Annotated in this window: 21 protein-coding genes; 7 read left to right on the top strand and 14 right to left on the bottom strand. The window is 73.5% G+C overall.

Translation table 11 applies throughout. The features are described from left to right. The first annotated feature begins 85 nt into the window (after positions 1-85). Positions 86-1,075 carry a glycosyltransferase family 2 protein gene (locus DKT69_RS30980; protein ID WP_255420244.1) on the top strand — a complete coding sequence of 330 codons (990 nt, stop codon included), beginning with the start codon at positions 86-88 and terminating at the stop codon, positions 1,073-1,075. Further along, on the top strand, positions 1,072-3,351 hold the full coding sequence (locus DKT69_RS30975; protein ID WP_109804975.1) for a hypothetical protein: 2,280 nt from the start codon (positions 1,072-1,074) through the stop codon (positions 3,349-3,351). The genes DKT69_RS30980 and DKT69_RS30975 overlap by 4 nt, the downstream gene beginning before the upstream one ends. A 15-nt stretch (positions 3,352-3,366) precedes the next feature. On the opposite strand, the gene DKT69_RS30970 is transcribed toward DKT69_RS30975, so the two are convergent. The 9 genes from DKT69_RS30970 to DKT69_RS30930 form a co-directional block, all read right to left on the bottom strand. After that, complete coding sequence (locus DKT69_RS30970) at positions 3,367-4,083, bottom strand: class I SAM-dependent methyltransferase (RefSeq protein WP_109804974.1); 717 nt, start codon at positions 4,081-4,083, stop codon at positions 3,367-3,369. A gap of 29 nt (positions 4,084-4,112) precedes the next feature. Continuing rightward, complete coding sequence (locus DKT69_RS41255; protein WP_368666287.1) at positions 4,113-4,409, bottom strand: zinc ribbon domain-containing protein; 297 nt, start codon at positions 4,407-4,409, stop codon at positions 4,113-4,115. Beyond that, positions 4,343-5,497: an IS607 family element RNA-guided endonuclease TnpB gene (gene tnpB / locus DKT69_RS30965; RefSeq protein ID WP_201749949.1), complete on the bottom strand. Its 1,155-nt coding sequence runs from the start codon at positions 5,495-5,497 to the stop codon at positions 4,343-4,345. Before tnpB ends, DKT69_RS41255 begins: the two co-directional genes overlap by 67 nt. 399 nt (positions 5,498-5,896) lie before the next feature. Beyond that, positions 5,897-7,321, bottom strand: coding sequence for an acyl-CoA carboxylase subunit beta (locus DKT69_RS30955; protein WP_109804973.1), 1,425 nt, complete (start codon positions 7,319-7,321; stop codon positions 5,897-5,899). Positions 7,322-7,343: 22 nt separating this feature from the next. Beyond that, positions 7,344-8,570 carry a beta-ketoacyl-ACP synthase II gene (fabF, locus tag DKT69_RS30950; RefSeq protein WP_109804972.1) on the bottom strand — a complete coding sequence of 409 codons (1,227 nt, stop codon included), beginning with the start codon at positions 8,568-8,570 and terminating at the stop codon, positions 7,344-7,346. Positions 8,571-8,572: 2 nt separating this feature from the next. Then, on the bottom strand, positions 8,573-8,812 hold the full coding sequence (locus DKT69_RS30945) for an acyl carrier protein (protein WP_088972559.1): 240 nt from the start codon (positions 8,810-8,812) through the stop codon (positions 8,573-8,575). Between the two features lie 87 nt (positions 8,813-8,899). Continuing rightward, the gene (locus DKT69_RS30940) at positions 8,900-9,844 is read right to left on the bottom strand and encodes a beta-ketoacyl-ACP synthase III (RefSeq protein WP_109804971.1); all 945 of its coding nucleotides are present in this window, start codon (positions 9,842-9,844) and stop codon (positions 8,900-8,902) included. Further along, entirely contained in the window at positions 9,844-11,013 is a 1,170-nt protein-coding gene (locus DKT69_RS30935) for an acyltransferase domain-containing protein (protein ID WP_109804970.1), read from the bottom strand. Before DKT69_RS30935 ends, DKT69_RS30940 begins: the two co-directional genes overlap by 1 nt. A gap of 78 nt (positions 11,014-11,091) precedes the next feature. After that, positions 11,092-12,357, bottom strand: a complete 1,266-nt coding sequence (locus DKT69_RS30930) for a PucR family transcriptional regulator (protein ID WP_109804969.1) — start codon at positions 12,355-12,357, stop codon at positions 11,092-11,094. Between the two features lie 205 nt (positions 12,358-12,562). Here DKT69_RS30930 and DKT69_RS30925 point away from each other — a divergent pair, with 205 nt between their 5' ends. Both DKT69_RS30925 and DKT69_RS30920 read left to right on the top strand, forming a co-directional pair. Beyond that, positions 12,563-12,901, top strand: a complete 339-nt coding sequence (locus DKT69_RS30925) for a hypothetical protein (protein ID WP_109804968.1) — start codon at positions 12,563-12,565, stop codon at positions 12,899-12,901. A gap of 40 nt (positions 12,902-12,941) precedes the next feature. Continuing rightward, positions 12,942-13,868 carry an NADP-dependent oxidoreductase gene (locus DKT69_RS30920; RefSeq protein ID WP_109804967.1) on the top strand — a complete coding sequence of 309 codons (927 nt, stop codon included), beginning with the start codon at positions 12,942-12,944 and terminating at the stop codon, positions 13,866-13,868. Positions 13,869-13,904: 36 nt separating this feature from the next. On the opposite strand, the gene DKT69_RS30915 is transcribed toward DKT69_RS30920, so the two are convergent. Continuing rightward, the gene (locus DKT69_RS30915; RefSeq protein WP_109804986.1) at positions 13,905-14,558 is read right to left on the bottom strand and encodes a hypothetical protein; all 654 of its coding nucleotides are present in this window, start codon (positions 14,556-14,558) and stop codon (positions 13,905-13,907) included. Between the two features lie 224 nt (positions 14,559-14,782). Here DKT69_RS30915 and DKT69_RS30910 point away from each other — a divergent pair, with 224 nt between their 5' ends. Further along, the gene (locus DKT69_RS30910; RefSeq protein ID WP_109804966.1) at positions 14,783-15,412 is read left to right on the top strand and encodes a copper resistance CopC family protein; all 630 of its coding nucleotides are present in this window, start codon (positions 14,783-14,785) and stop codon (positions 15,410-15,412) included. Positions 15,413-15,474: 62 nt separating this feature from the next. Here DKT69_RS30910 and gltX read toward each other — a convergent pair whose 3' ends face one another. Genes gltX through DKT69_RS30895 form a run of 3 tightly spaced genes read right to left on the bottom strand, consistent with a single transcriptional unit; the run spans position 15,475 to position 19,539 of the window. After that, complete coding sequence (gltX, locus tag DKT69_RS30905; protein WP_109804965.1) at positions 15,475-16,884, bottom strand: glutamate--tRNA ligase; 1,410 nt, start codon at positions 16,882-16,884, stop codon at positions 15,475-15,477. 49 nt (positions 16,885-16,933) lie between these two features. Further along, positions 16,934-18,211: an MFS transporter gene (locus DKT69_RS30900; RefSeq protein WP_109804964.1), complete on the bottom strand. Its 1,278-nt coding sequence runs from the start codon at positions 18,209-18,211 to the stop codon at positions 16,934-16,936. Then, positions 18,208-19,539, bottom strand: coding sequence for a GH1 family beta-glucosidase (locus DKT69_RS30895; RefSeq protein ID WP_109804963.1), 1,332 nt, complete (start codon positions 19,537-19,539; stop codon positions 18,208-18,210). The genes DKT69_RS30900 and DKT69_RS30895 overlap by 4 nt, the downstream gene beginning before the upstream one ends. Before the next feature lie 186 nt (positions 19,540-19,725). Between DKT69_RS30895 and DKT69_RS30890 the strand changes: the two genes are divergently transcribed. Beyond that, positions 19,726-20,172, top strand: a complete 447-nt coding sequence (locus DKT69_RS30890; RefSeq protein WP_089013161.1) for an SRPBCC family protein — start codon at positions 19,726-19,728, stop codon at positions 20,170-20,172. Between the two features lie 212 nt (positions 20,173-20,384). Here the strand turns inward: DKT69_RS30890 and aceE are convergent, their stop codons facing one another. After that, complete coding sequence (aceE, locus tag DKT69_RS30885) at positions 20,385-23,129, bottom strand: pyruvate dehydrogenase (acetyl-transferring), homodimeric type (RefSeq protein WP_109804962.1); 2,745 nt, start codon at positions 23,127-23,129, stop codon at positions 20,385-20,387. 186 nt (positions 23,130-23,315) lie between these two features. On the opposite strand from aceE, the gene DKT69_RS30880 reads away from it, so the two are divergent. Beyond that, positions 23,316-23,505, top strand: a 190-nt coding sequence (locus tag DKT69_RS30880; protein ID WP_201749948.1) for a hypothetical protein, incomplete at its 3' end; no start/stop codon positions are given.

Below are 23,505 nucleotides of genomic sequence, written 5' to 3'. Positions count from 1 at the left end.
GCCGCCGCGACAGGCCCGACCGCGACCAGCCCGACTGGTAGCGTTCGGGCCGTCCGCCGCCGCAGGAAACGGAGGGTCGAGCGCCGTGACGCGACCGGAGCCGGCACTCTCCGTGGTGGTGCCGATGTTCAACGAGGAGAGCGTCCTGCCGCTGCTGGCCGAGCGGCTACGCGGTGTGCTCGACGGCCTCGGCGAGGCGTACGAGGTGGTGGCGGTCGACGACGGCAGCACCGACGGCACCGCCGCCGGGCTGACCGCCCTGCGGGTGGGCTGGCCGGAGCTGCGGGTGCTGCGGCTGCGCCGCAACAGCGGCCACCAGGCCGCCCTGGTCGCCGGGCTGCTCCGCGCCCGCGGCGGGTACGTGGTCAGCATCGACGCCGACCTGCAGGACCCGCCCGAGGTGATCGTCGAGATGCTCCGCCGGGCGCGCGCCGACGAGCTGGACATCGTCTACGGCGTCCGGGCCGACCGGAGCCGGGACAGCGCGTTCAAACGGTGGACCGCGGCCGGCTACTACCGGCTCATCCGGCGGCTGGTCGGCAAGCAGGTGCCCGCCCAGGCCGGCGACTTCCGGCTGCTCAGCCGGGCCGCCGTGGAGGCGCTGCGGGAGCTGCCCGAGCGCAGCCCGGTGCTCCGCCTGGTGGTGCCCTGGCTCGGCTTCCCCAGCGGGGAGGTCGGCTACGAGCGGCAGGAACGCGCCGCCGGGCGGACCAAGTACCCGCTGTCCCGGATGGCCGGTCTGGCCGCGGAGAGCGTCACCAGCTTCTCCGCCGCGCCGCTGCGGGTGGCCACCTGGCTGGGGCTGGCCGGGGTGGCCGTCTGCGGGGTGCTGGTGGTGGTGGCGGTGCTCGCCTGGTTCGCCGGCGCCACGGTGACCGGTTGGCCGTCGCTCTACGTGGCGATCCTGTTCCTCGGCGCGGTGCAGCTGCTCTGCCTCGGCCTGCTCGGTGAGTACGTCGCCCGGATCTACACCGCGGTGCAGGGCCGGCCCGCGTACTTCGTGGCCGGCGACAGCGCCGCCGAGCCGGCTTCCGCCGGCCGGGACGTCGTCGAGCTGGCCGACACGCTGCGGTGACCACCCTCGCCACCGGGGACGCCACCCCGTCGACCGTGGGCCCGCGTCGCCATCCGGCCGCCGTCCGGTTCGCCCCCGCCCTCGCCGGCTACGCGTTCGTCGCGGTCGTCCTGCTCAGCGCCGGCACGCCCGCACTCGACATCGCCCGCTGGACGGCGTACGCCCTGCTGGCGGTGCTGCTGCCCGGCACCCTGGTGTTCCGGGCGCTGCGCCGCCGGCCGCACACCCTGGTCGAGGACCTGGCGATGGGCGCGGCCGTCGGGCTGGTGCTGGAGCTCGCCGCCTGGGCGGCGTTCACCGCCGTCGGGGCGCCCGGCTGGTTGCGCCTCTGGCCGCTGGCGGTGCTGGCGCCGTTCGCCGCCGTGCCGCGGCTGCGCCGGCACTGGCGGGTCCGCTACGACACTGTCGCCCCGGCCGGCTGGGCCTGGGCGCTGACCGCGGTGGTCGCCGGCTTCACCGTCTACCTGTACGAGTCGTTCCTGGCCGTCAACCCGGTGGTCCCCACCGACGAGGGGCAGGCGCAGTACATCGACCTGGCGTTCCAGCTCTCCCTCGCCGGGGCGGCCACCCACCAGGTGCCGCTGGAGGTGCCGCAGGTGGCCGGGGAGCCGCTGCACTATCACTGGTTCGGCTTCGCCCACCTGGCGGCGACCAGCCTGGTCAGCGGGGTCGACCTGCCGACGGTCTTCTTCCGGCTCGCCGTGCCGGCGCTCTGCGCGCTCGCCGCCGTGCTGGTCGCCGTGGTGGGCTGGCGGATCACCGGCCGGCCGTACGCCGGGGTGGTCGCCGCGGGGCTGATGTTCACCGTCGGGGAGTTCGGCTTCGAGAACGGGTGGCGGCAGCTCTTCGGCACCCAGGCCACCTTCATCGTCTGGGGCAGCCCGTCGATGACGTACAGCTGGGTGCTGCTGTTGCCGCTGATCGCGGCGCTCGGGGAGATCGTCGGTCGGGCCCGCGGCGTGGCCGTGCCCCCGTTCGGGCGCGGCGCCTGGGTGCTCGCGGCGCTCTTCCTGGCCGCCTCCACCGGCGCGAAGGCCAGCACGGTGCCGGTGGTGCTGGCCGCGCTCGGGTTCACCGCCGTGCTGCTGCTGGCGGTCCGGCGCCGGCTGCCGCGCGCGGTGCTCGTCGCCGCCGGGCTGGCCCTCGCGGCGCAGGTCTTCGCCACGGCGGTGCTCTTCGCCTTCGAGAGCCACGGGGTGACCGTCGACCCGTTCTCCGGGCTGCGGACCTACCTGCCCGAGGACCGTTCCGCCGGGGTAACCGCGATGCTCTGGGTGGCGGTGCTGCTGGCCCTCCTGCTCAGCCTCCAGCTCCGGCTGGCCGGCGTCCTGGCGCTGCTGCGGGCGCGCCGCGGCCGGCTGGAGCCGGTGCAGCTCCTCCTGCTCGGCGGCGCGCTCGCCGGGCCGGCGATCTACCTGCTGGTCGGCCACCCGGGCAGCAGCAACCAGTACTTCACCCGGACCGGCTTCGCCTTCGGCGTGCTCCTCTCCGCCTGGGGCTGGGTCGAGGTGGCCGATCGGGCCGCGCTGCCGGCCCGGGGACGGCTGCTGCTCGGGGTGGGGACCGCCGGGTTCGCGGTGCTGCTGACCGCGGTCCAGCTCGGGTCCGTGACCAGCACGCCGGCGATCCCCGCGTACGCCCCGGTGCTGCCGCTGCTCTGCTGGGCCGCCGCCCTGACGGTGGTGGCGCTGCTGGTCGCCCTGTGCTGGCCGGCGCTGGTCGGGCGCTGGCCCGGGCTGGCCGGCCGGGGCGGGCTGCTGCTGCTCACCGCCGTGCTGGTCGCCGGCGCGCCCGGCCTGGTCATGGACGCGGCCGCCGCCGGGAAGCAGCCGAACGGCGGGGCGTACCCGGTGGTGCCGATGCCCGCCTCCCGCGTCGAGGCGGCCCGCTGGGTCCACGCGCACAGCGACCCGGACGACGTGGTGGCCACCAACGTGCACTGCCGGGCCGTGGTGGACGGCTGGTGCGACGCCCGCACGTTCTGGCTCAGCGGTTACGCCGAGCGCACGGTGCTGGTGGAGGGGTGGGCGTTCGCGCCCCGGATGGTCGGGCTGCCCGAGGGCCCGTACGCCCCGTTCTGGGACGCCGACCGGCTGCGCGCCAACGACGCCGCGTTCACCGCCCCGACGTCCGCCGGGCTGGCCGCCCTCCGCGACCGGTACGGGGTGCGCTGGCTGGTGGTAGACCGCGCCGTCGCAGCGGAGTCGCCGACCCTGCGCACCCTGGCCGACCTGCGCTTCGAGAACTCCCGGACGGCCGTCTACCGGCTCCGCTGATCCGGCCGGTCCGGCTCAGCCCTCGGCCGGGCGGTGGGCGCGGAGCATCAGCGAGACACCGGGGAGCGACTTCACCGGCAGGTACCGCTCGGCGGTGATGATCGTGCGCAGCCCCAGGTTGAGCACCGGGTTCAGGTCGTCCAGGTCGCTGCCGGTGGAGCGGCGCCGCCGCCAGGCGGCCACCGGGCGGAGCACCACGTTCCAGCTCCACAGCTCGTCGACCACGAGCCCGGCCTTCTCCACCACCGCCCGCAGCGAGGCACGGTCGTAGCGGCGCACGTGCCCGACCGCCACGTCGTGCGCGGACCAGAGCCGCATGTCGCACGGCACCGCGATCAGCGCCGTCCCGCCCGGGCGCAGGGTGCGCCGGATCTCGGCGGCGGCGAGGTGGTCCTCGTCGAAGTGCTCCAGGATGTCGAAGGCGACCACCAGGCCCAGGCCGGCCGAGGAGACCGGCAGGTGGCGGGCGTCGGCCCGGATCACGTCCAGGCCCCGCTCCCGGGCCACCCCGGCGCCCTCCGCGCTGTACTCCAGGGCCAGCGGGCGCCAGCCGTGCGCCCGCAGCACCCGGGTGTTGCCGCCGCCGGCCGCCCCGATGTCCAGCGCCCGCTCCGGTCGCGTCCCGGCCGCCGCCAGCCGGCGCAGCGCCCGACCCAGCAGGGCGCGCCGCTCCCGGTACCACCAGTGGGTGTCCTCGAGCGCGGCGAGCTTGCGGATCTCGGTCGCTTCCACGCCGCAGACGGTAACAGGGCCGTTTCCGTTCAGTGGACTTTGACAAGTCCATGGTTGGAAGTCCCGCCTTGCGGTGGGACGGTCCCGGTCTGACGCGCGTCGGCGGTGCCGGGTTGACGTTTCACGGCCACCGGCCCGCCGGGGCGGGTCTTACGGTCGGCTCCACGTCCGTTTAGCGACTCCCGGCCACTCCGGGCGTCGGTGGCCTCGTGCGCGAGCGCGGCGAGGTTGCGTGCGGCGTTCACATCCCGGTCCAGGGTCAGGCCGCAGGTGGTGCAGGTGTAGGTGGCTCGGACAGGGCCAGCTTGGTTTTCACCGCGCCGCAACCCGAGCAGGTCTTCGAGGACGGAAACCAGCGGTCAGCCACGACCAGCCGGCCGCCATTCCATTGGGATTTGTAGGCCAGTTGCCGGCGTAGCTCGGCGAACCCGGCGTCGGCGATGTGCCGGGCCAGCCGCCGGTTGCGCAGCATCCCGGCCACATTCAGGTCTTCCACCACGATGGTGCCGTACTCCCGGGCCAGGCGGGTGGTGAGCTTGTGCAGCCCATCGCGGCGCAGATTCGCCACCCGGGCGTGTGCGCGGGCGACTTGGCGGCGCGCCTGCGCCCACCGCGTTGACGGATTGCGGCCAATGCGCCGGTCGGGGCCGACCCTGCGGGACATCCGCCGGGCCAGGCGTCGCATCCGCCGCCCAGCGGCGTTGAGGTGACAGGGGTTGGGCGCCAGTTCGCCAGTCGAGAGCACCGCGAGGTGCTTGAGGCCCACGTCTGCGCCGATCGCGGCAGCCGGGCGGGCCGGGCTGCGCTCGGCGCGGTCGACCTCGACGCAGAACGCGACGTGCCAGCGTCCGCCGTCGCGGCGTACGGTCGCGGACAGGATCCGGGCGGTCCCGGCGTCCAAGCGGCGGGCGAGCTTGCGGGCGGACTCGTGCAGCTTGAGCCGGCCCAACCGGGGAAGCACGACATGCTTGCGATCCGGCTCGACGCGGATCGCGCCGGTGGTGAATCGCACGGTCGGGGTCGACCGGCGGCGTGACTTGAACCGGGGGAACCCGACCAGCCGTCCGGCGCGCCTGCCCGTACGGGAGTCCGACCAGTTCTTCAAGGCCCTAGCCAGGGCATCCAGGCCGGTGTTGTACGCCTCCTTGGAGCACTCGGCCCACCACGGCGCCACCTCGGACTTCGCCTGATTCCACGCCCTACGCAGCGCGGGAAGCGACCAGCCGACCACCGGGGTCAGGTCCGCCTCGTCGATGCCGTACGAGCGTTCGGCGGCCCGCTGATCCATCACCGCCTTCACTCGCGCCAGTGCCCAGTTGTGCGCCACCCGGGCCGCCCCCGCATGCGCGAGCAGCGCCCGCTCCTGCGACGCAGTCAAATCCAAGGCGTACCGGTACGCCTGCACGGTCTTCACGCCGGGTTGTCCCTCGTCGCGGCTTCCACGGCCCGGCGAACCCTGCTCGCCCTCACACCGCGCCCGTACAGACGCCCCCACAACGACGTCAAGATCTCCGTGACGTCCCGCACAATGTCCTCGCCCAAAGTCCACCACCAGCAGCCGGGGGCCCTGCCCGGCAAGGGCAGCCTCAGCGTACTCGCTGCCGAGACGGACGAAAGCATCGACAAAGATTAGCCGACCCACAGCGAGCCGGCACCGGCAGTTTCATTCCCGAAACCACCGGTACGCCGTGACGTGATACACGGCTTCCCGCTGTGCCCACCATCTAAAGTTCACGAAGGCACTACAGCGCATACTCACGACGAATCGGCAGGGCCCCTCCGCTCGGAGGGGCCCTGCCGATTCGTCACTCTGTTACAGCGGGATGTTGCCGTGCGCGCCCCGGGCGGCCGGCGCCGCGGCGAGCGCCTCGGCGATCCGGCGCCGGGTCTCCTCCGGCTTGATCACGTCGTCCACCACGCCGATCTCCAGCGCCCGGTTGACGCCACCGGCGAACCGGACCTGCTCCTCGATCAGCTGGGCGCGCAGCGCCTCCCGCTCCTCGGCGGGCGCGGCGGCCAGCTTCTTGCGGTGCAGGATGTTGACCGCCGCGCTGGCGCCCATCACCGCGACCTCCGCGTTCGGCCAGGCGAAGACCGCGGTGGCGCCGAGCGACCGGGAGTTCATCGCGATGTACGCGCCGCCGTACGCCTTGCGGGTCACCAGCGTCACCCGCGGCACCACCGCCTCGGCGAACGCGTGCAGCAGCTTCGCGCCGCGCCGGACCACGCCGTCCCACTCCTGGCCCAGGCCGGGCAGGTAACCGGGGACGTCGACCAGGACGATCAGCGGCACCCCGAGCGAGTCGCACATCCGCACGAACCGGGCCGCCTTCTCCGCGCTGGACGCGTCGAGGCAGCCACCCAGCCGCAGCGGGTTGTTGGCGATCACGCCGACCGTCCGTCCGGCGAACCGGCCGAGCGTGGTGACGACGTTCGGCGCCCACTTGGCGTGCAGTTCCACGCCCGGGGCGTCGAGCAGCGCCTTGACCACCGGCTTCACGTCGTACGCCCGGTTGGTCTCGGCCGGCATCTTCGCGGCCAGGTCGTGCCCGTCGGTCGCGCCGGCCGGCACGTCGTCGGGGCAGAGCCGCCCCTGGTGGCCCAGCAGCGCGGCGAGCTTGCGCGACTCGACCATCGCCGCCTCGTCGTCGGCGCAGGTCACGTGCACCACGCCGGAGCGCCGGCCGTGCGGCTCGGGGCCGCCCAGGCGCTCCATGTCGACCTGCTCGCCGGTGACGCTGCGGACCACCTCGGGGCCGGTGACGAAGATCCGGCCGGCACCGCTCATCACCACGATGTCGGTCAGCGCCGGACCGTACGCGGCGCCACCGGCGGCCGGGCCGAGCACCACGGAGATCTGCGGCACCCGGCCGGAGGCCCGGACCATGGCGGCGAAGACCTGCCCGACGGCGTCGAGCGCGACGACGCCCTCGGCCAGCCGGGCGCCGCCGGAGTGCCAGAGGCCGAGCACCGGCACCCGCTCCCGGACGGCGGTGTCGATCGCGTCCACGACGTGCCGGCACCCGTCGGTGCCCATCGCGCCGCCCATCTTCGTGGCGTCGGTGGCGAACGCGATCGCCGGCGTACCGTCGATCTCACCCCGCGCCCAGAGCGCGCCGGAGGTGTCCCGCGGCGAGGCCAGGCGCAGCGTGCCGGCGTCGAACAGCGCCCGCAGCCGCACCTCGGGATCTCGGTAGTCCACGGTCGCGCTCTCCGCGCTGACGGCGGTCGTGGTCACTTGTGCCTCCAAGGCTGTGGTCTCAGGCCCGCGTGAAGACGAGAGCCACGTTGTGACCGCCGAAGCCGAACGCGTTGTTCAGCGCGGCGGGGATCTCCAGGTGGCGCGCCTTGTGGGCGGCCACGTCCATGGTCAGGCCCTCGTCCGGGTCGTCCAGGTTGATCGTCGGAGGCACGACACTGTCGCGGATGGCCAGGATGGCGGCGATCGACTCCAGCGCGCCGGCCGCGCCGAGCAGGTGCCCGGTCATCGACTTGGTGGCGGAGAGCACCGGGTGGTCGCCGAGCGCCTTGTGCAGCGCGCCGATCTCCAGCATGTCGCCCACGGGGGTCGAGGTGGCGTGCGCGTTGACGTGCCTGATGTCCGTCTTCGCGACGTCCGCGTCGGCGATCGCCTTCGCGATGGCCCGGATCGCGCCCTCGCCCTCGGCGTGCGGCTGCACGATGTCGTACGCGTCCGAGGTGATGCCGGCGCCGGCGAGGCGCGCGTACACCCGGGCGCCGCGGGCGGCGGCGTGGTCGGCGCGCTCCAGGACCACCACACCCGCGCCCTCGCCGAGCACGAACCCGTCCCGGCCCTTGTCCCACGGGCGGGAGGCCCGCTCCGGCTCGTCGTTGCGGGTCGACATGGCCCGCATCGAGGCGAAGCCGGCGATCGGCAGCGGGTGGATGACCGCCTCGGTGCCGCCGGCCACCACCACGTCGGCCCGGCCGGCGCGGATGATGTCCAGGCCGAGCGCGATCGCCTCGGCGCCGGTCGCGCAGGCGCTGGCCACCGAGTGCACGCCGGCCTTGGCGCCCAGTTCCAGCCCGACCCAGGCGGCCGGACCGTTCGGCATCAGCATCGGCACCGTGTGCGGGGAGACCCGCCGCGGCCCGGACGCCTCCAGGATGTCGTCCTGGGCGAGCAGGGTGGTGGCGCCGCCGATGCCGGAGCCGACGCTGACCGCCAGCCGCTCCGGGTCCAGCCCGGAGTCGGCCAGGCCGGCGTCGGCCCAGGCCTGCTGCGCCGCGATGATCGCGATCGCCTCGGACCGGTCCAGCCGGCGCAGCTTGACCCGCTCCAGCACCTCGGAGGGTTCCACCGCGAGCTGGGCGGCGATCCGGACGGAAAGTTGCCCGGCCCACTCCTGGGTGAGCGCACTCACCCCGGAGCGGCCGGCGAGCATGGCGTCCCAGGTCGACGCGACGTCCCCGCCGAGCGGGGTCGTCGCGCCGAGCCCGGTGACGACGACGTCGGGGAGACTCATGATCAGGACTGCGCCGCGATGTAGCTGACGGCGTCCCCGACGGTCTTCAGGTTCTGCACCTCGTTGTCCGGGATCTTGACGCCGAACTTCTCCTCGGCCGCCACCACGACCTCCACCATTGAGAGGGAGTCGACATCGAGGTCGTCGGTGAAGGACTTCCCCTCGGCCACGTCGTCCGGGTTCACCCCGGCAACCTCTTCGAGGATCTCGGCGAGGCCGGCGGTGATCTCGTCACGGGTCATTGCGGTTGGTTCCTTTCATCGGGGGTTCACTCGACGGCCGGCGGTGCCGGTCGTCACACCTCGGCGCGTGGGCGCCCGAGGGGGTCTTCAGGGGCAGCGGACGACCTGACCGGCGTAGGTCAGGCCGCCGCCGAAGCCGAACAGCAGCACCGGGGCGCCCGCGGGCACCTCCCGCCGCTCGACCAGCTTGGACAGGGCCAGCGGCACGCTCGCCGCCGAGGTGTTGCCGGACTCGACGATGTCCTTGGCGATGATCGCGTCCGGGATGTTCAGCCGCTTGGCGATGCCGTCGATGATCCGGCCGTTGGCCTGGTGCGGCACGAACGCGGCCAGCTCCGAGGGCGCCACCCCGGCCTTCTCGCAGGCCTGCAGCGCCAGCGGCGCCAGCGCGGTGGTGGCCCAGCGGAAGACCGCCTGCCCCTCCTGCGCGATGTACGGGCGCCAGCCCTCGATCCGGACCGCGTCGCTCTTCTCCGGCACCGAGCCCCAGACCACCGGGCCCACCCCGGCCGGCTCACCCTCGGCGGCGGCGGTCACCACGGCCGCGCCGGCGCCGTCGCCGAAGATGATGCAGGTGGAGCGGTCGGTCCAGTCGGTGAAGTCGGAGAGCTTCTCCGCGCCGATGACGATGGCGTTGCGCGCCGCCCCGGCCCGGATCGCGTGGTCGACGGTGCCGAGGGCGTACGCGAAGCCGGAGCAGGCGGTGTTGATGTCGTACGCGGCCGGGGCGGTGATGCCCAGCTTGGCGGCGACCCGGCAGGCCACGTTCGGGCTGCGGTCGACCGAGGTGCAGGTGGCCACCACGACGAGGTCGATGTCGGCGGCGGTGAGGCCGGAGTTGGCCAGCGCCTTGCCGGCGGCGGCGGTGGCCATGTCGGCCACCGTCTCGTCGCCGGCGATCCGCCGGGTGACGATCCCGACCCGGTCCCGGATCCACTCGTCGTTGGTGTCCACGAGCTGGGCGAGGTCGTCGTTGGTCACCACCCGCGACGGCTGGTAGTGGCCCATCGAGACGATCCGACTGCCTGCCATTAGTGCTGTCCTCCGATGCGGGCGAGCGGCTGGCCCGGGGCGACCGGGTCGTCGTGGTGAGCGAGCCACTCGGTGAGCAGCCCGCTGTCGTGCGCGGTCACCTCGACCGGCCCCTGCCGGGTGGCCACGTGACCGATGACCTGGCCGGTGCGCAGGTCCGCGCCCTCGGCCAGCTCGGCGAGCGGCTCGAAGGTGCCGGCGGCGGGGGAGACCACCACCCGGAACTGGATCACCGGCTCATGGCCGCCCAGGCCGCTGTGCCGGGCGATCAGGTCCCGCGCGGCGGGCAGGTCGTCGGGGGTGTTCAGGGTGACGATCTCGGGCACGCCGGTGGCCTTCAGTTCCCGCTTGACCAGGCCGGCCAGGGTGCCGGCGGGGGGCAGCTCGATCACCCCGGTGACACCGAGGTCGGCCAGGTTGCGCATGCACAGGTCCCAGCGCACCGGCGCGGTCACCTGCCGGACCAGCCGCTGCACCATCTCCCGGCCGTGGTTGACCGCCGAGCCGTCGAGGTTGGACAGCAGGATCCGGGCGGGGTCGGCCGGGGTGATCCCGGCGGCGACATCGGCCAGCGCGGCCTCGGCCGGGGCCATGTACGGCGTGTGGAAGGCGCCGGCCACCTGGAGCCGGATCACCCGGGTCTTCGCCGGTGGCTCGGCGGCCAGCTTGTCCAGCCCGGCCACCGCGCCCGCGGCGACGATCTGGCCGGCGCCGTTGCGGTTGGCCGGGTGCAGCCCGTGCGCCTCGGTCGCGGCGAGCACCTCGTCCGGGTCGCCGCCGAGCACGGCGGCCATCCCGGTGGGCTCCAGCGCGCAGGCGGCGGCCATCTCCCGGCCGCGGACGCCGGCGAGGGTGATCGCCGCCTCGGCGGGCAGCACCCCGGCGAGGGCGGCGGCGCCCAGCTCACCGACGCTGTGCCCGGCGGTCACCGCGACGTCGTACATCGGCAGGTGCTCGGCGGCGAGCAGCGCGGCCGCGACCAGCAGCGGCTGGGTGCGGGCGGTGTCCCTGATCTCGTCGGCGTCGGCCTTCGTGCCGAGGTTGACCAGGTCGACGCCGGCCAGCGCGGACCACCAGCGCAGCCGCGCCTCGGAGCCGGTCAGGTCGAGCCAGGGAGTCAGGAAGCCGGGTTTCTGGGAACCCTGGCCGGGTGAGAGTACGGCGAGCACGCTTATGACTCTGACGGATACTCGTGGGTCGCGCTGTAGCGAGGGACACCAAACCGCACTAGAACCTTTGGCGGTTTCCTACAAAAATCGGCGGTGATCATCACCGGCCTGTGATGTTTTCCTCACGGCTGGGGTCATTGTCTGGGTCGGGACGGGTGCGACCCCCGGGACGACCGGGTCCAGCCGACCCACCGTCAGCGCCACCTGGAGGGCGAACGCGTCGCGGGGCGCCAGCGGCGAGAAGCCCGTCACCTCCGCGATCCGCTTCAGCCGGTAGCGCACGGTGTTCGGGTGCACGAAGAGCGCCCGGGCGGCACTCTCCAGCGTGCCCCCGGCCGCGAAGAACGCGTCCAGCGTCTCGAGCAGCTCGCCACCGGCCCGGACCAGGGTGGCGTACACGTCGTGCCGGAGCCGGCGGCGGGCCTCCGCGTCGCCGGCCAGGGCCCGCTCGGGCAGCAGGTCGGCGGCCGGCACCGGGCGCGGCGCGGTCGGCCAGGCCGGGGCCGCCCGGAACCCGGCCAGCGCGGCCCGCGCGGAGTCCGTCGCCTCGTCCAGGCTGGGTACGGCCGGACCGACCACCACCGGCCCGTCGCCGAACGCCGTGAGCAGCTTCTCCGTCGCGCCCAGCGGGTCGGCCGCCCCGCCGAGCACGATGACCAGCCGGTCGCCGTGCACGCCGCCGATCACCTCCACCCCGATCCGTCGGGCCTGCCGGTAGACGGTGTGCAGCACGGCGGCCACCTCGCCGCCGGGGGAGCGGCCCACCGCCACCGCCACCGGTGGCGCGTCCGTCCAGCCCAGCGCGGCCGCCCGGCTGGCCAGTACGTCCGGCGAGTCGCCGCGCAGCAGGGCGTCCACCAGCAGGGCCTGCAACCGGGCGTCCCAGGAGCCGCGCGACTCGGCGGCGCGGGCGTACACCCGGGCGGCGGCGAAGGCGATCTCCCGGGAGAAGCGCAGCACCGCCTCGCGCAGCTGCTGCTCCTCGCCCTTCGCGGCCAGGTGCGACACCTGCTCCTCGACCACGTCGATGGTGACCTTGATCAGCGCCACGGTCTGCTGGAGGCTGATCGAGCGGGCCAGCGCCTGCGGGGCGGTGGCGAAGACCTCGTCGGAGACCTCCTGGGTGCTGTCCGCGGTGCCGCCGCCGGACTGCAGCCACTGCACCAGCGACCGGGCGCCCGCCTGGGCGACCAGCATGACCCAGGAGCGCTGGTCCGCCGGAAGTTCCCGGAACCAGGGCAGGCTCTCGTCCATCCGGGCCACGCTGGCGGTGGCCAGGGCCCCCGCCGCCCGTTCGATCCGGCGCAGCGTGGCCGACAGGTCGCTACCGCCCGGCTCGCTCACCGCTTCAGCCTGACACGCCCTGAGCAGGGACTCCACACCGAGGGGCCCGTCCGCCGGGCCGTCCGGCGGCCCGGGCCGACCTGATGATCTCCGCCGTCCGCCGATCCGGTACGCGGCGCACACGTCGTCCGCCCCGGCCAGTACGGTGTCAGGGCGCGTCGGGGCGACCTGCCCGACGGGCGATGGCGAACGTGAGGAGACCGGGATGGGGCACGGGGAGGCCGAGCACGGCTGCGCCCAGGGCGAGCCCTGCCGGCCGGGCCACCACGAGCAGGTGCCGTCCGCCAAGCATCCCCGCCGGCTCAGCGGCGTGCCGCACCAGGGGGAGCCGACCGCCGGGCGCGGGACCGACCGCGTCGACGACGACCCGCCCGCTCCCCGCCAGCGCGGGCCCGAGCCGGACGAGCTGGACCCGCCCGAGCCGGCGCCCGCCCAGGGCTGCCGCAGCGACCTGGCCGGCTGGGCCGGGGCGCACCGGCACGGCGCCGTCCGGCCCCGCAACCGGACGCTCCGCCGGGAACGGCCGCCGCACCGTTGGTGCTGACCCCGCGGCCGTCCCGCTGCGGTTTAGTAGCGTGAGCAGGGTGAAGGCGATCGCGATCGATGCGCACGGCTCCGCCGACCAGCTCGCCCTGCGGGATCTGCCGGAGCCGCCGGTCGGCCCGGACACCGTGTTGGTGCGGGTGCGGGCCGCCGGGGTCAACCCGGTCGACTGGAAGGTCCGCGAGGGCCACCTGGCCGGCGCCATGCCGATGCACTTCCCGCTGGTGCCCGGCTGGGACGCGGCCGGCGTGGTGGCCGCCGTCGGCCCGGCGGTGGCCGGCTTCGCCGTCGGGGACGAGGTCGTCGGGTACGTCCGGCGCGACGACGTCCAGTACGGCACGTACGCCGAACTGGTGCCCGCCCCGGAACGGACGCTGGCCGACAAACCGGTGCGGGCGTCCTGGGCCGAGGCGGGTGGGCTGCCGCTGGCCGGGTTGACCGCGTACCAGGCGTTGCAGCTGGCCCGGACCGGCGCCGGGGACACCGTGCTGGTGCACGGCGCGTCGGGCGGGGTGGGGCATCTGGCCGTGCAGCTGGCCCGGGCGCTGGGCGCCGACAGGGTGATCGGCACCGCGGGCGAGGCCAACCACGACTTCGTCCGGTCGCTGGGCGCCGAGCCGGTGGCGTACGGCGACGGGTTGCTGGACCGGGTCCGTGCCGTCGCGCCCGACGGGGTGGACGTGGCGCTGGACCTCTTCGGCGGGGAGGCGCTGGACGTCTCCGCCGAGCTGCTGAACCGGCCCGCCCGGCTGATCTCCACCGCCGACCCGGAGCACGTGACCCGCCTCGGCGGCAGCTACCTCTTCGTCAAGCCGTCCACCTCGGACCTGAGCGTGCTGGCCGGGCTGGTCGACGCCGGCCGGCTCGCCGTGCACGTGGCCCGGACGTTCCCGCTCGCCGAGGCTGCCGAGGCGCAGCGGCTGGTCGAGGCGGGGCACGTCCGGGGCAAGGTGGTGCTGGAGGTCTGAGCCGGGGCCGCCCGCCGGGCGCCGGCGGTGATCCGCTCAGCGGGTGCGGCGCCGGATCAGCAGCGAGATGCCGGCGAGGCCGGTGGTGATGACCAGCACCACGCCGACGTTGAGCAGCAACAGCCGCTGGAGCTGGCCCATCGCGTCGTCGATGTCCTGCACGGGGTTCAGCGCCTCCTCCGGGATGACCCGCTCGCCGCCGCCCACGCCGCCGCTGACCGTGTCGAACTGCCGCTCCAGCGGCACGCCGACGGTGCGCAGCGTCTCCGACATGTTGAGCCGGCCGAAGAACCAGCCGGCCCGGGTCTTGCTCCGGTCGGGCTGCTTGGCCGGCCGGTAGACCCGGGGGCCGCCCTCGGCCAGCGGGTAGAGGTCGTACGTCTGCTTGGGCACGTCCCCGGCGAGGACCACGAGCGTGTACTTAGGACCGAGGTTCTTCGCCTCCGGCCCGCGCTGCTGGCCGGTACGGCCGAGCCAGCTCACCTGGTCGATGACGGCGACGACCTCGGTGGGTCGGGTGTCGGCGCGCAGCCGCAGCGGCTGGCCGAGCCGGTCGCCGGTGATGTCCACTCCGGCGGGTGGCGGCTTGGCCCCCGCCGCCTGGGCCGTGCCGGCGAGGGCCAGCGAGCAGGCCGCCACTATCAGCGCGCCGGTCACCGCGGCCAGCAGCCGCCTCACCTTCCGGACCATCGCCGCCTCCTCGCCCCGTTCGATGGGTGGCTTCCGCTGCAGGTGACACGTTGGTCGGCCGACGATGGTGGTCATGCCCACAGACCGGGTCCCCACCTCAAAGACTCCGCAGAACGTCGCTCGGTTGCAGCTGCTGGAAGAGTAATTGGAACTATCTGCGATCTGGGACCGACCAACGAGTAGCCGTTGATCAGCGGGCGGATCGTACCTTTGCGGAGGGGTTCATGGGGGGCAGCGTGGCACGCGTGGCGCGTACCCGGCTAGCGGTTCTCGGCGTGGCGGTCGGTGTGTCGGTGGCGTTGCCGGCCACCCCGGCGGCCGCGCACAACTCGTTGACCGGCAGCGACCCGCGGAACGGGGCGCGGCTGGCGGCCGCGCCGAAGCGGATCGAGCTCCGGTTCCTCGCCACCCCGGCCCCCGGTACGACGAAGATCACAGTCACCGGGCCGGGCAACGTGCCGGCGACGGGCGGCGTGCCGACGTTCAGCGGCAACCGGGTGAGCGTGCCGTTCAAGGCGGGGGCGGCCGGCCTCTACATCGTCGACTACCGGGTCGGGTCGGTTGACGGACATCCGGTGACGGGCGAGATCCGGTTCTCCCTCACCACCGGCACGCCGGCCGCGCCGCCGTCGGCCACCGCGCCGCCGTCCGCCGCCCCGTCGGCCGGCGCCGGGGCGACGGGGCCGACCACCTCGCCGACCGCCCCGGCGAGCGGTTCCCCGGTGAGCCCGGCGCCGACCGGAGAGAGCTCCGAGGAGCGGGGCGCGGGCTGGTTCTGGCTGCTCGCCGCCGTCGTGGTGCTCCTCCTGCTCGGCGGCGGCCTCCTGCTCCGCCGCCGCACGACGCGCCGCTGACCGCCGCCGCGCGTACGACGCAGGGCCCGCCGGATGACCGGCGGGCCCTGCGCGACGGGACGTCAGACCAGGCGGACCCGGGCGGCGCGCAGCCGGGTCAGGGCGCGCTCGCGACCGAGCACCTCCAGGGACTCGAAGAGCGGCAGCCCCACGGTGCGGCCGGTGACCGCGACCCGGACCGGCGCCTGCGCCTTGCCCAGCTTCAGGCCGCGCTCCACGCCGACCGCCTCCAGGGTGGACTTTAGCGACTCCGCGTCCCAGGGCTCCAGCGCGTCGAAGGCGGCGATCGCGGCGTCCAGCAGGTCGGCCGCGCCCTCCTTCATCGCCTTCGCCCAGGCCGCCTCGTCGATCAGCGGGTCGGCCAGGAAGAGGAAGTCGACGTTCGGCACGATCTCGCTGAGCACCGCGATCCGGGTCTGGGCCAGCGGCGCCACCGCGGCGAACGCGGCCGGGTCGAACTCCTCCGGCTGCCACGGCGGCGGGGCGATGGTGCCGGTGCCAGTCAGCCACGGCTGGCAGGCGGCGATGAACTCCTCCACCGGCAGCGCCCGGATGTAGTCGCCGTTGAAGGCGCGCAGCTTCTTCTCGTCGAAGAACGCGGGGGAGGGGTTCACCTCCTCCAGCCGGAACTCGTCCTCGATCACCGACCACGGCACGATCTCCCGGTCGCCCGACGGCGCCCAGCCGAGCAGCATCAGGTAGTTGCGCATCGCGCCGGCGAGGTAGCCCTCGTCCCGGTACGCCTCCAGGGCGACCTTGTCGCGCCGCTTGGACAGCTTCTGCCGCTTCTCGTTGACCACCACGGGCACGTGCGCCCAGATGGGCGGCTTGACCCCGAGGGCGTCCCAGAGCAGCTGCTGCTTCGGCGTGTTGGGCAGGTGCTCCTCGGCCCGGATCACGTGGGTGATCCCCATGGTCATGTCGTCGACCACGTTGGCCAGCAGGAAGACCGCGGAGCCGTCGGCCCGGGCGATGACGAAGTCCTCGATGTTCTTGTTCTCGAAGGTCGGCTCGCCGCGGATCAGGTCGACCACCACGGTCTCGCCCTCGTCGGGCGTCCGGAAGCGCAGCGCCCGCCCCTCGCCCGGGCCGAGCCCCTTGTCGCGGTGGAAGCCGTCGTAGCCCTGGTACTGGGAGCCGGTGCGGGCCTGCACGTCCTCGCGGGTGCAGTCGCAGTAGTACGCCCGGCCGGCGTCGAAGAGCCGCTGGGCGGCGGCGCGGTGCTCGCCGGCGTACGACGACTGGAAGTAGGGGCCCTCGTAGCTGCCCCGCTCGATGCCGATCCAGTCCAGCGCAGACAGGATGCCCTCGGTCCACTCGGGCTTGTTACGGGCCGCGTCGGTGTCCTCGATGCGGAGCACGAACACCCCGCCCTGCTGCTTGGCGTAGATCCAGTTCTGCAGGGCCGAGCGGGCGCCGCCGACGTGGAACATACCGGTCGGGGAAGGGGCGAAGCGTACACGTACCGTCACGTCCCCCAGCCTACGGCCGGCCGCGACCGCTTTCCGCCAGGGGGCCGGGTCAGGGCACCGAACGGATCTTGAGCACCAGTGCGCTGCCGAGCAGAGTGACCACCGCGGTGACCGCGTACAGCGTGGGGTATCCGCCCAGGTGCACCACGATCGGGGCGGAGAGGGCCGGCCCGAGCACCTGCGGCGCCGAGTTCGCGATGTTGATCACGCCGAGGTCCTTGGCCCGGTCGGTGGCCGCCGGCAGCACCTGGGTGATCAGCGCCGCGTCCACCGCCAGGTAGACGCCGTAGCCGGCGCCGAGCAGCAGCGCGGCGGCCACCGCCATCGGCCAGACCGGCGCCACGGCGAGCAGCAGCGCCGCCACCGCCATGATCACACCGGAGGTGATCACGAAGACCTTGCGCCGGCCGGAGCGGTCCGACAGCCGGCCGGCGACCACGGCGGTGAGCATCATGCCGAGGGTGTAGAGCAGGATCAGCACCAGCAGGCCGCCCTCGGGGTCGGCCACCCGCACCCCGTCGGTGAGGAAGTAGAGCAGGTAGAGGGTGCCCAGCGCGTTGCCGGTCTGGACCAGGAACCGGGTGAACCAGGCCCAGGCGAAGTCGGGGTGCCGGCGCGGGCTGATCCACATCGAGGCGAGCAGCCCGCGCAGCCGCAGCGCCGACCGGTGCTCCCGGGGCAGCGGGTCGTCGGCGGTGAGCAGCGCGAACGGCAGCGACAGCAGCAGCATCGCCACCGCGATGGCGGCGTACCCGGCGGCGTTGCCGGTGATCAGCGCGGTGACCAGCACCGCCCCGACCACCAGGCCGAGCGCCTGCGGGATGCCCACCCAGCCGGAGACGCCCCCGCGCTGGGCGACCGGCACCCGGTCCGGGATGGCGGCGGTCAGGCTGGCCAGCATCGCGTTGAAGCAGACCTGCGCGGCGACCCAGCCGAGCGCCACCCCGGCGATGGTGTCCTGGCGGGCCAGCAGCACCAGCGCGAGCGCGCCGAGCACGGCGCCGGAGGCGGTCCAGACGTGCCGCCGGCCGAGGTGCCGGCCGGCCACCCGGATCACCGTGCGGTCGGACAGCGCCCCGGCGAGCGGGTTGGCCAGCACCGCCGCGAGCGCGCCCAGCCCGGTGACGACCGCCAGCATGGCCTCCTTGTCGCCCGGCGCGATCCGCTCGACCTGCTGCGGCAGCAGCACCTGGATGGGGGTGAAGAAGGCCATCCAGACGCCCAGGTTGGCCGCGAAGATCAGCGCGATCCAGCTCCGCCGGACCGGCACGGTGGGTTCGGCGAGCGCCGCCGGCAGCGAGGTCGGCGTCGGGTTCACCGTGGTCACGGCTTGATCACCCGGTCGCGCAACCAGGCATACGAGGACTTCGGGGTACGCCGCTGGGTGGCGTAGTCGACGTGCACCAGGCCGAACCGCTTGGTGAAGCCCTCGGCCCACTCCCAGTTGTCCAGCAGCGACCAGACGAAGTACCCGGTCACGTCGACGCCCTCGTCGATGGCGGCCCGCACGGCGTGCAGGTGCCCGTCCAGGTACGCGATCCGGTCGGGGTCGTCGACCCGGCCGTCGGCGTCCGGCACGTCGTCGTACGCGCAGCCGCTCTCGGTGACCTGCATCGGCGGCAGCGCGGCCCCGTACCGGTCCCGCAGGTCGACGAGCAGGTCGCGCAGCCCGTCGGGGGCCACCGGCCAGTCGAAGGCGGTCCGCGGGTACCCCTCCAGCGGGACGATCTCGAACGGCAGGGGCGAGTCCGGCTCGGCCGCCCGGATCCCGGTCGGGTTGTAGTAGTTCACCCCGAGCACGTCGAGCGGGGCGGCGATCACGTCGAGGTCCCCGGCGCGGACCACGCCCTCGTCGAAGCCCGGCCCGTCCGGGTAGCCGAGACCGAGCAGCGGGTCGGTGAAGAGCCGGTTGTGCAGCGCGTCGTACGCCGCCCCGGCGGCCCGGTCGGCGTCGGTGTCGCCGGCCACCCGTACCGGCGAGTAGTTGTTCGCGATCGCCACCGGGCTGCCGCTGCGCGCCCGCAGCGCCGACACCGCGAGGCCGTGCCCGAGCAGTTGGTGGTGGGCCACCGGGAAGGCGTCGAAGAGCAGCATCCGGCCCGGGGCGTGCACGCCCATGCCGTGTCCGAGGCTCATGTGGATGAACGGCTCGTTGAGGGTGATCCAGAGCTTCACCCGGTCGCCGAGGCGGGCGGCGACCAGGTCGGCGTACTCGGCGAAGCGGGCGGCGGTGTCCCGGTTGAGCCAGCCGCCGGCGTCCTCCAGGGCCTGCGGCAGGTCCCAGTGGAAGAGGGTGGCGACCGGATCGACCCCGTGGCCGAGCAGTTCGTCCACCAGCCGTTCGTAGAAGTCCAGCCCGGCGGGCGTGGCCGCGCCGGCCCCGGTGGGCTGCACCCGGGGCCAGGCGATCGAGAACCGGTACGCGGACACCCCGAGCCCGGCCAGCAGCCCGACGTCCTCGCGGTACCGGTGGTAGTGGTCGCAGGCCACGTCGCCGGTGCTGCCGTCGGCGATCCGTCCGGGGGAGTGGGCGAAGGTGTCCCAGATGGATGGTCCACGGCCGTCGGCACCGACCGCGCCCTCGATCTGGTAGGCGGAGGTGGACACCCCCCAGCGGAACCCGGCGGGGAACTCCGGCATCGGCGCGGTCGTCATTCGCCCTCCAGAAACGCGAAGCGTGCTCGGGACTCTAGGGCGCGAGCCGCTGATGCGCCATAGGCCGGGGAGCGCTGGCGGCGCAAGGGTTTTCGGCGTGTCTTTTCCGAACCCGTCCGTTTAAGTCCGAATTACCGCATACAGTCGGAATATCGCGGATGTGTCCTTAGTGGGGGAAAGACAGAAATGATCCTCGTGGAACGCAGTGCGCACGTGATGGCGCCGGTGGAAGCGGTCTGGGACGTCGTGCAGCGGGCCGAGCAGTTGCCGGCCTGGCTGGCGGGGGTTCGCGCGGCGGAGGTCCTCTCGGGGGAGGGCTTCGGCCGGCGACAGCTGGTCCAGGCCGGGCGCGGCGCGGCGCACGAGGCCGAGGTGATCGCCTACCAGGAGCCGACCCTGATCGGGTGGCGCGAGCGGGCCAAGGGCGCGGGCGCCCGGGCCGAGGCGCGCACCGAGATCTACGTACAGCTGACCCCGGACGAGGAGGAGGGCGGGACGATCGTGCGGCTCATCGTCGTACGGTGGCCCGCCGGGCCGGTGAAGGCCGCCCTGCTCCGGCTCGGCCTGCGTCGGGTCGGCGCCGACCTGGAGGACTCGCTGGCCCGACTGACCGACCTGGCCGCCGTCGGCTGACGGGCCCGTCCCGGCACCGCCCGCGATGGCGATGGTCCGGCGTCCCCGCCAGGGACGCCGGACCATCGTCGACTCCGCCGCCGACACCCTGCCCGGGTTGCGGTACGTCGTGGCGTCCCCGCCCAGGAAGGCCCGACCTGCCGCATTCCGAGGGCCGGCGACATGACGAAGGGCCCGGCGCGGGATCGCGCCGGGCCCCTCTCGCGTACGACCTAGCTGTCGCCGCCGGTCTCGCCGACCGGGGCGGCGGTGATGTCGTCGAGCGCGTACTTCTTGGCGGCCTCGGCCGGCACGTTGGCCGGCACCGCGCCGCGGAGCGCGAGCTGCCGCAGCGTGGCGACCGCCACCGACTCGGCGTCGACGTGGAAGTGCCGGCGCAGCGCGTGCCGGGTGTCCGACATGCCGAAGCCGTCGGTGCCGAGCGAGGTGTAGTCGCCGGGCACCCAGCGGGCGATCAGGTCCGGCACCGCGCGCATCCAGTCGCTGACCGCGACCTTCGGCCCGTCGGCGTCGGCCAGCTTCCGCTGGACGTACGGGACCCGCTGCTCGCCGCCCGGGTTGAGCAGGTTGTGCTCCTCGCACTCCACCGCGTCCCGGCGCAGCTCCGTCCAGGAGGTCACCGACCAGACGTCGGCGGACACGCCCCAGTCCTCGGCGAGCAGTTGCTGCGCCCTGAGCGCCCACTGCATGCCGGTGCCGGAGGCCAGGATGTTCGCCTTCGGCGCGTCCCCGTCCACCTTCGGGGCGGGGGAGTAGCGGTAGATGCCCTTGAGGATGCCCTCGACGTCCACGCCCGCCGGCTCGGCGGGCTGGAAGATCGGTTCGTTGTAGACCGTCAGGTAGTAGAAGACGTTCTCCTGCGCCTCCCCGTACATCCGGTGCAGGCCGTTCTCCATGATGTGCGCGATCTCGAACGCGAACGCCGGGTCGTACGCGACCACCGCCGGGTTGGTGGCGGCGAGCAGCAGCGAGTGGCCGTCCTCGTGTTGCAGGCCCTCACCGTTCAGCGTGGTCCGCCCGGCGGTGGCGCCGAGCAGGAAGCCGCGGGCCATCTGGTCGGCGGCCGCCCAGAGTCCGTCGCCGGTGCGCTGGAACCCGAACATCGAATAGAAGATGTACATCGGGATCATCGGCTCGCCGTGGGTGGCGTACGACGATCCGGCCGCGGTGAAGGACGCCACCGAACCGGCCTCGTTGATCCCCTCGTGCAGGATCTGACCGTCGGTGGCCTCCTTGTACGACAGGAACAGCTCCCGGTCCACCGAGGTGTACCGCTGGCCGTGCAGCGAGTAGATCTTCGCCGTCGGGAAGAGCGAGTCCATGCCGAAGGTACGGGCCTCGTCCGGGATGATCGGCACCCAGCGCTTGCCGAACTCCTTGTCCTTCATCACGTCCTTGAGCAGGCGGACGAAGGCCATCGTGGTGGCCACCTTCTGCTTGCCCGAGCCGCGCTTGACATCGGAGAACCGCTCGGGGCCGGGGATCTGCAGCCGCTTGCCGGTGGTCCGCCGGGACGGCAGGTACCCGCCGAGCTGCTGGCGCCGCTCCTTGAGGTACTGGATCTCGTCGGACTTCTCGCCCGGGTTGTAGTACGGCGGGAGGTAGGGGTTCTCCTCCAGCTGCTTGTCTGGGATGTCCAGGTAGAGCCGGTCGCGGAAGAGCTTCAGGTCCTCCAGCGTCAGCTTCTTCATCTGGTGGGTGGCGTTGCGGGCCTCGAAGTGCGAGCCCAGCGTCCAGCCCTTGATCGTCTTGGCCAGGATCACCGTCGGCTGACCGGTGTGCTCCATCGCCGCCTTGTAGGCCGCGTAGAGCTTGCGGTAGTCATGGCCACCCCGCTTGAGGTTCCAGATCTCGTCGTCGGTCAGGCCCTCGACCATCTTGCGGGTCCGCGGGTCGCGGCCGAAGAAGTGCTCCCGGACGTACGCCCCGGACTCCGCCTTGTAGGTCTGGTAGTCACCGTCGGGCGTGGTGTTCATCAGGTTGACCAGCGCGCCGTCGGTGTCCGCCGCGAGCAGCGGGTCCCACTCCCGGCCCCAGACCACCTTGATCACGTTCCAGCCGGCGCCCCGGAAGAACGCCTCCAGCTCCTGCATGACCTTGCCGTTGCCGCGGACCGGGCCGTCCAGGCGCTGCAGGTTGCAGTTGATCACGAAGGTGAGGTTGTCCAACTCCTCGCGGGCGGCCACCCCGATCGCGCCCAGCGACTCGACCTCGTCCATCTCACCGTCGCCGAGGAACGCCCAGACGTGCTGCTGGGAGGTGTCCTTGATGCCGCGGTGCTGCAGGTAGCGGTTGAACCGGGCCTGGTAGATCGCGTTGATCGGCCCGAGGCCCATGGAGACGGTGGGGAACTCCCAGAAGTCCGGCATCAGCCGCGGGTGCGGGTACGACGGCAGGCCGCCGCCCGGGTGCGACAGCTCCTGCCGGAACCCGTCGAGCTGGTCCTCGCTGAGCCGCCCCTCCATGTAGGCGCGCGCGTACATGCCGGGGGAGGCGTGCCCCTGGTAGAAGATGTGGTCGCCGCCGCCCGGGTGGTCCTTGCCCCGGAAGAAGTGGTTGAAGCCCACCTCGTAGAGCGACGCCGAGCTGGCGAAGGTGGAGATGTGCCCGCCGACGCTGATCTCGGGCCGCTGCGCCCGGTGCACCAGCATGGCGGCGTTCCACCGGATGTAGGCCCGGATCCGTCGTTCGATGTGCTCGTCACCCGGGAACCACGGCTCGCGCTCCGGCGGGATGGAGTTGATGTAGTCGGTGGTGGTCAGGGACGGCACCCCGACCTGGCGCTCGCGGGCCCGCTCCAGCAGGCGCAGCATGACGTACCGGGCGCGCTTGGTTCCGCGCTCGTCGATGACACCGTCGAGTGACTCGACCCATTCGCCGGTCTCTTCAGGGTCGATGTCCGGAAGCTGGCTCGGCAGACCAGCGGTGATCACCGGGCGCTTGCGTTCCGTAGCCACAGGCGTTCCCTCGGTTGTGTGTGGGATAGGTCTCTAGCGCCATCCTGCCCCCTGGTGGCGCCGGTCGTCACGTCTCCCTCCCCCAGACGCGACGCTGAACACAGGTACCCGTCGGTAACTTTGCGCGATCCTCGAGTGCGCCACGCCGGCGGCCCGAGGCTTGCCCCGACGTCCTACCGTGCGGCCATGACGACGCGGCTGGTTCTCGGGGCCGGGGTGACCCTCCTCGGCAGCCTCGCACTGGTGATCGCGGTGGTGAGCGTGTACCGGGGTGGCCTGACGCTCGCGCCCGTCGGACTGCTCGGCCTGGCCCTGCTCGGCACGGGCCTGGCGACCCTCGGCCGACGGGCGCGAGCGTCAGGCCACCCCGGTACAC

The organism is Micromonospora sicca (assembly GCF_003172935.1).
Taxonomy (GTDB): Bacteria; Actinomycetota; Actinomycetes; order Mycobacteriales; family Micromonosporaceae; genus Micromonospora; species Micromonospora sicca.
This window is presented reverse-complemented; position numbering and strand designations above follow the sequence as displayed.

What these genes read in the sequence shown, in the direction of transcription:
- fabF (WP_109804972.1), bottom strand. Translation starts at nt 8,570, where the DNA reads ATGAGTCTCCCCGACGTCGTCGTCACCGGGCTCGGCGCGACGACCCCG.
- DKT69_RS30945 (WP_088972559.1), bottom strand. Translation starts at nt 8,812, where the DNA reads ATGACCCGTGACGAGATCACCGCCGGCCTCGCCGAGATCCTCGAAGAG.
- DKT69_RS30940 (WP_109804971.1), bottom strand. Translation starts at nt 9,844, where the DNA reads ATGGCAGGCAGTCGGATCGTCTCGATGGGCCACTACCAGCCGTCGCGG.
- DKT69_RS30925 (WP_109804968.1), top strand. Translation starts at nt 12,563, where the DNA reads ATGGGGCACGGGGAGGCCGAGCACGGCTGCGCCCAGGGCGAGCCCTGC.
- DKT69_RS30915 (WP_109804986.1), bottom strand. Translation starts at nt 14,558, where the DNA reads ATGGTCCGGAAGGTGAGGCGGCTGCTGGCCGCGGTGACCGGCGCGCTG.
- DKT69_RS30910 (WP_109804966.1), top strand. Translation starts at nt 14,783, where the DNA reads ATGGGGGGCAGCGTGGCACGCGTGGCGCGTACCCGGCTAGCGGTTCTC.
- DKT69_RS30895 (WP_109804963.1), bottom strand. Translation starts at nt 19,539, where the DNA reads ATGACGACCGCGCCGATGCCGGAGTTCCCCGCCGGGTTCCGCTGGGGG.
- DKT69_RS30890 (WP_089013161.1), top strand. Translation starts at nt 19,726, where the DNA reads ATGATCCTCGTGGAACGCAGTGCGCACGTGATGGCGCCGGTGGAAGCG.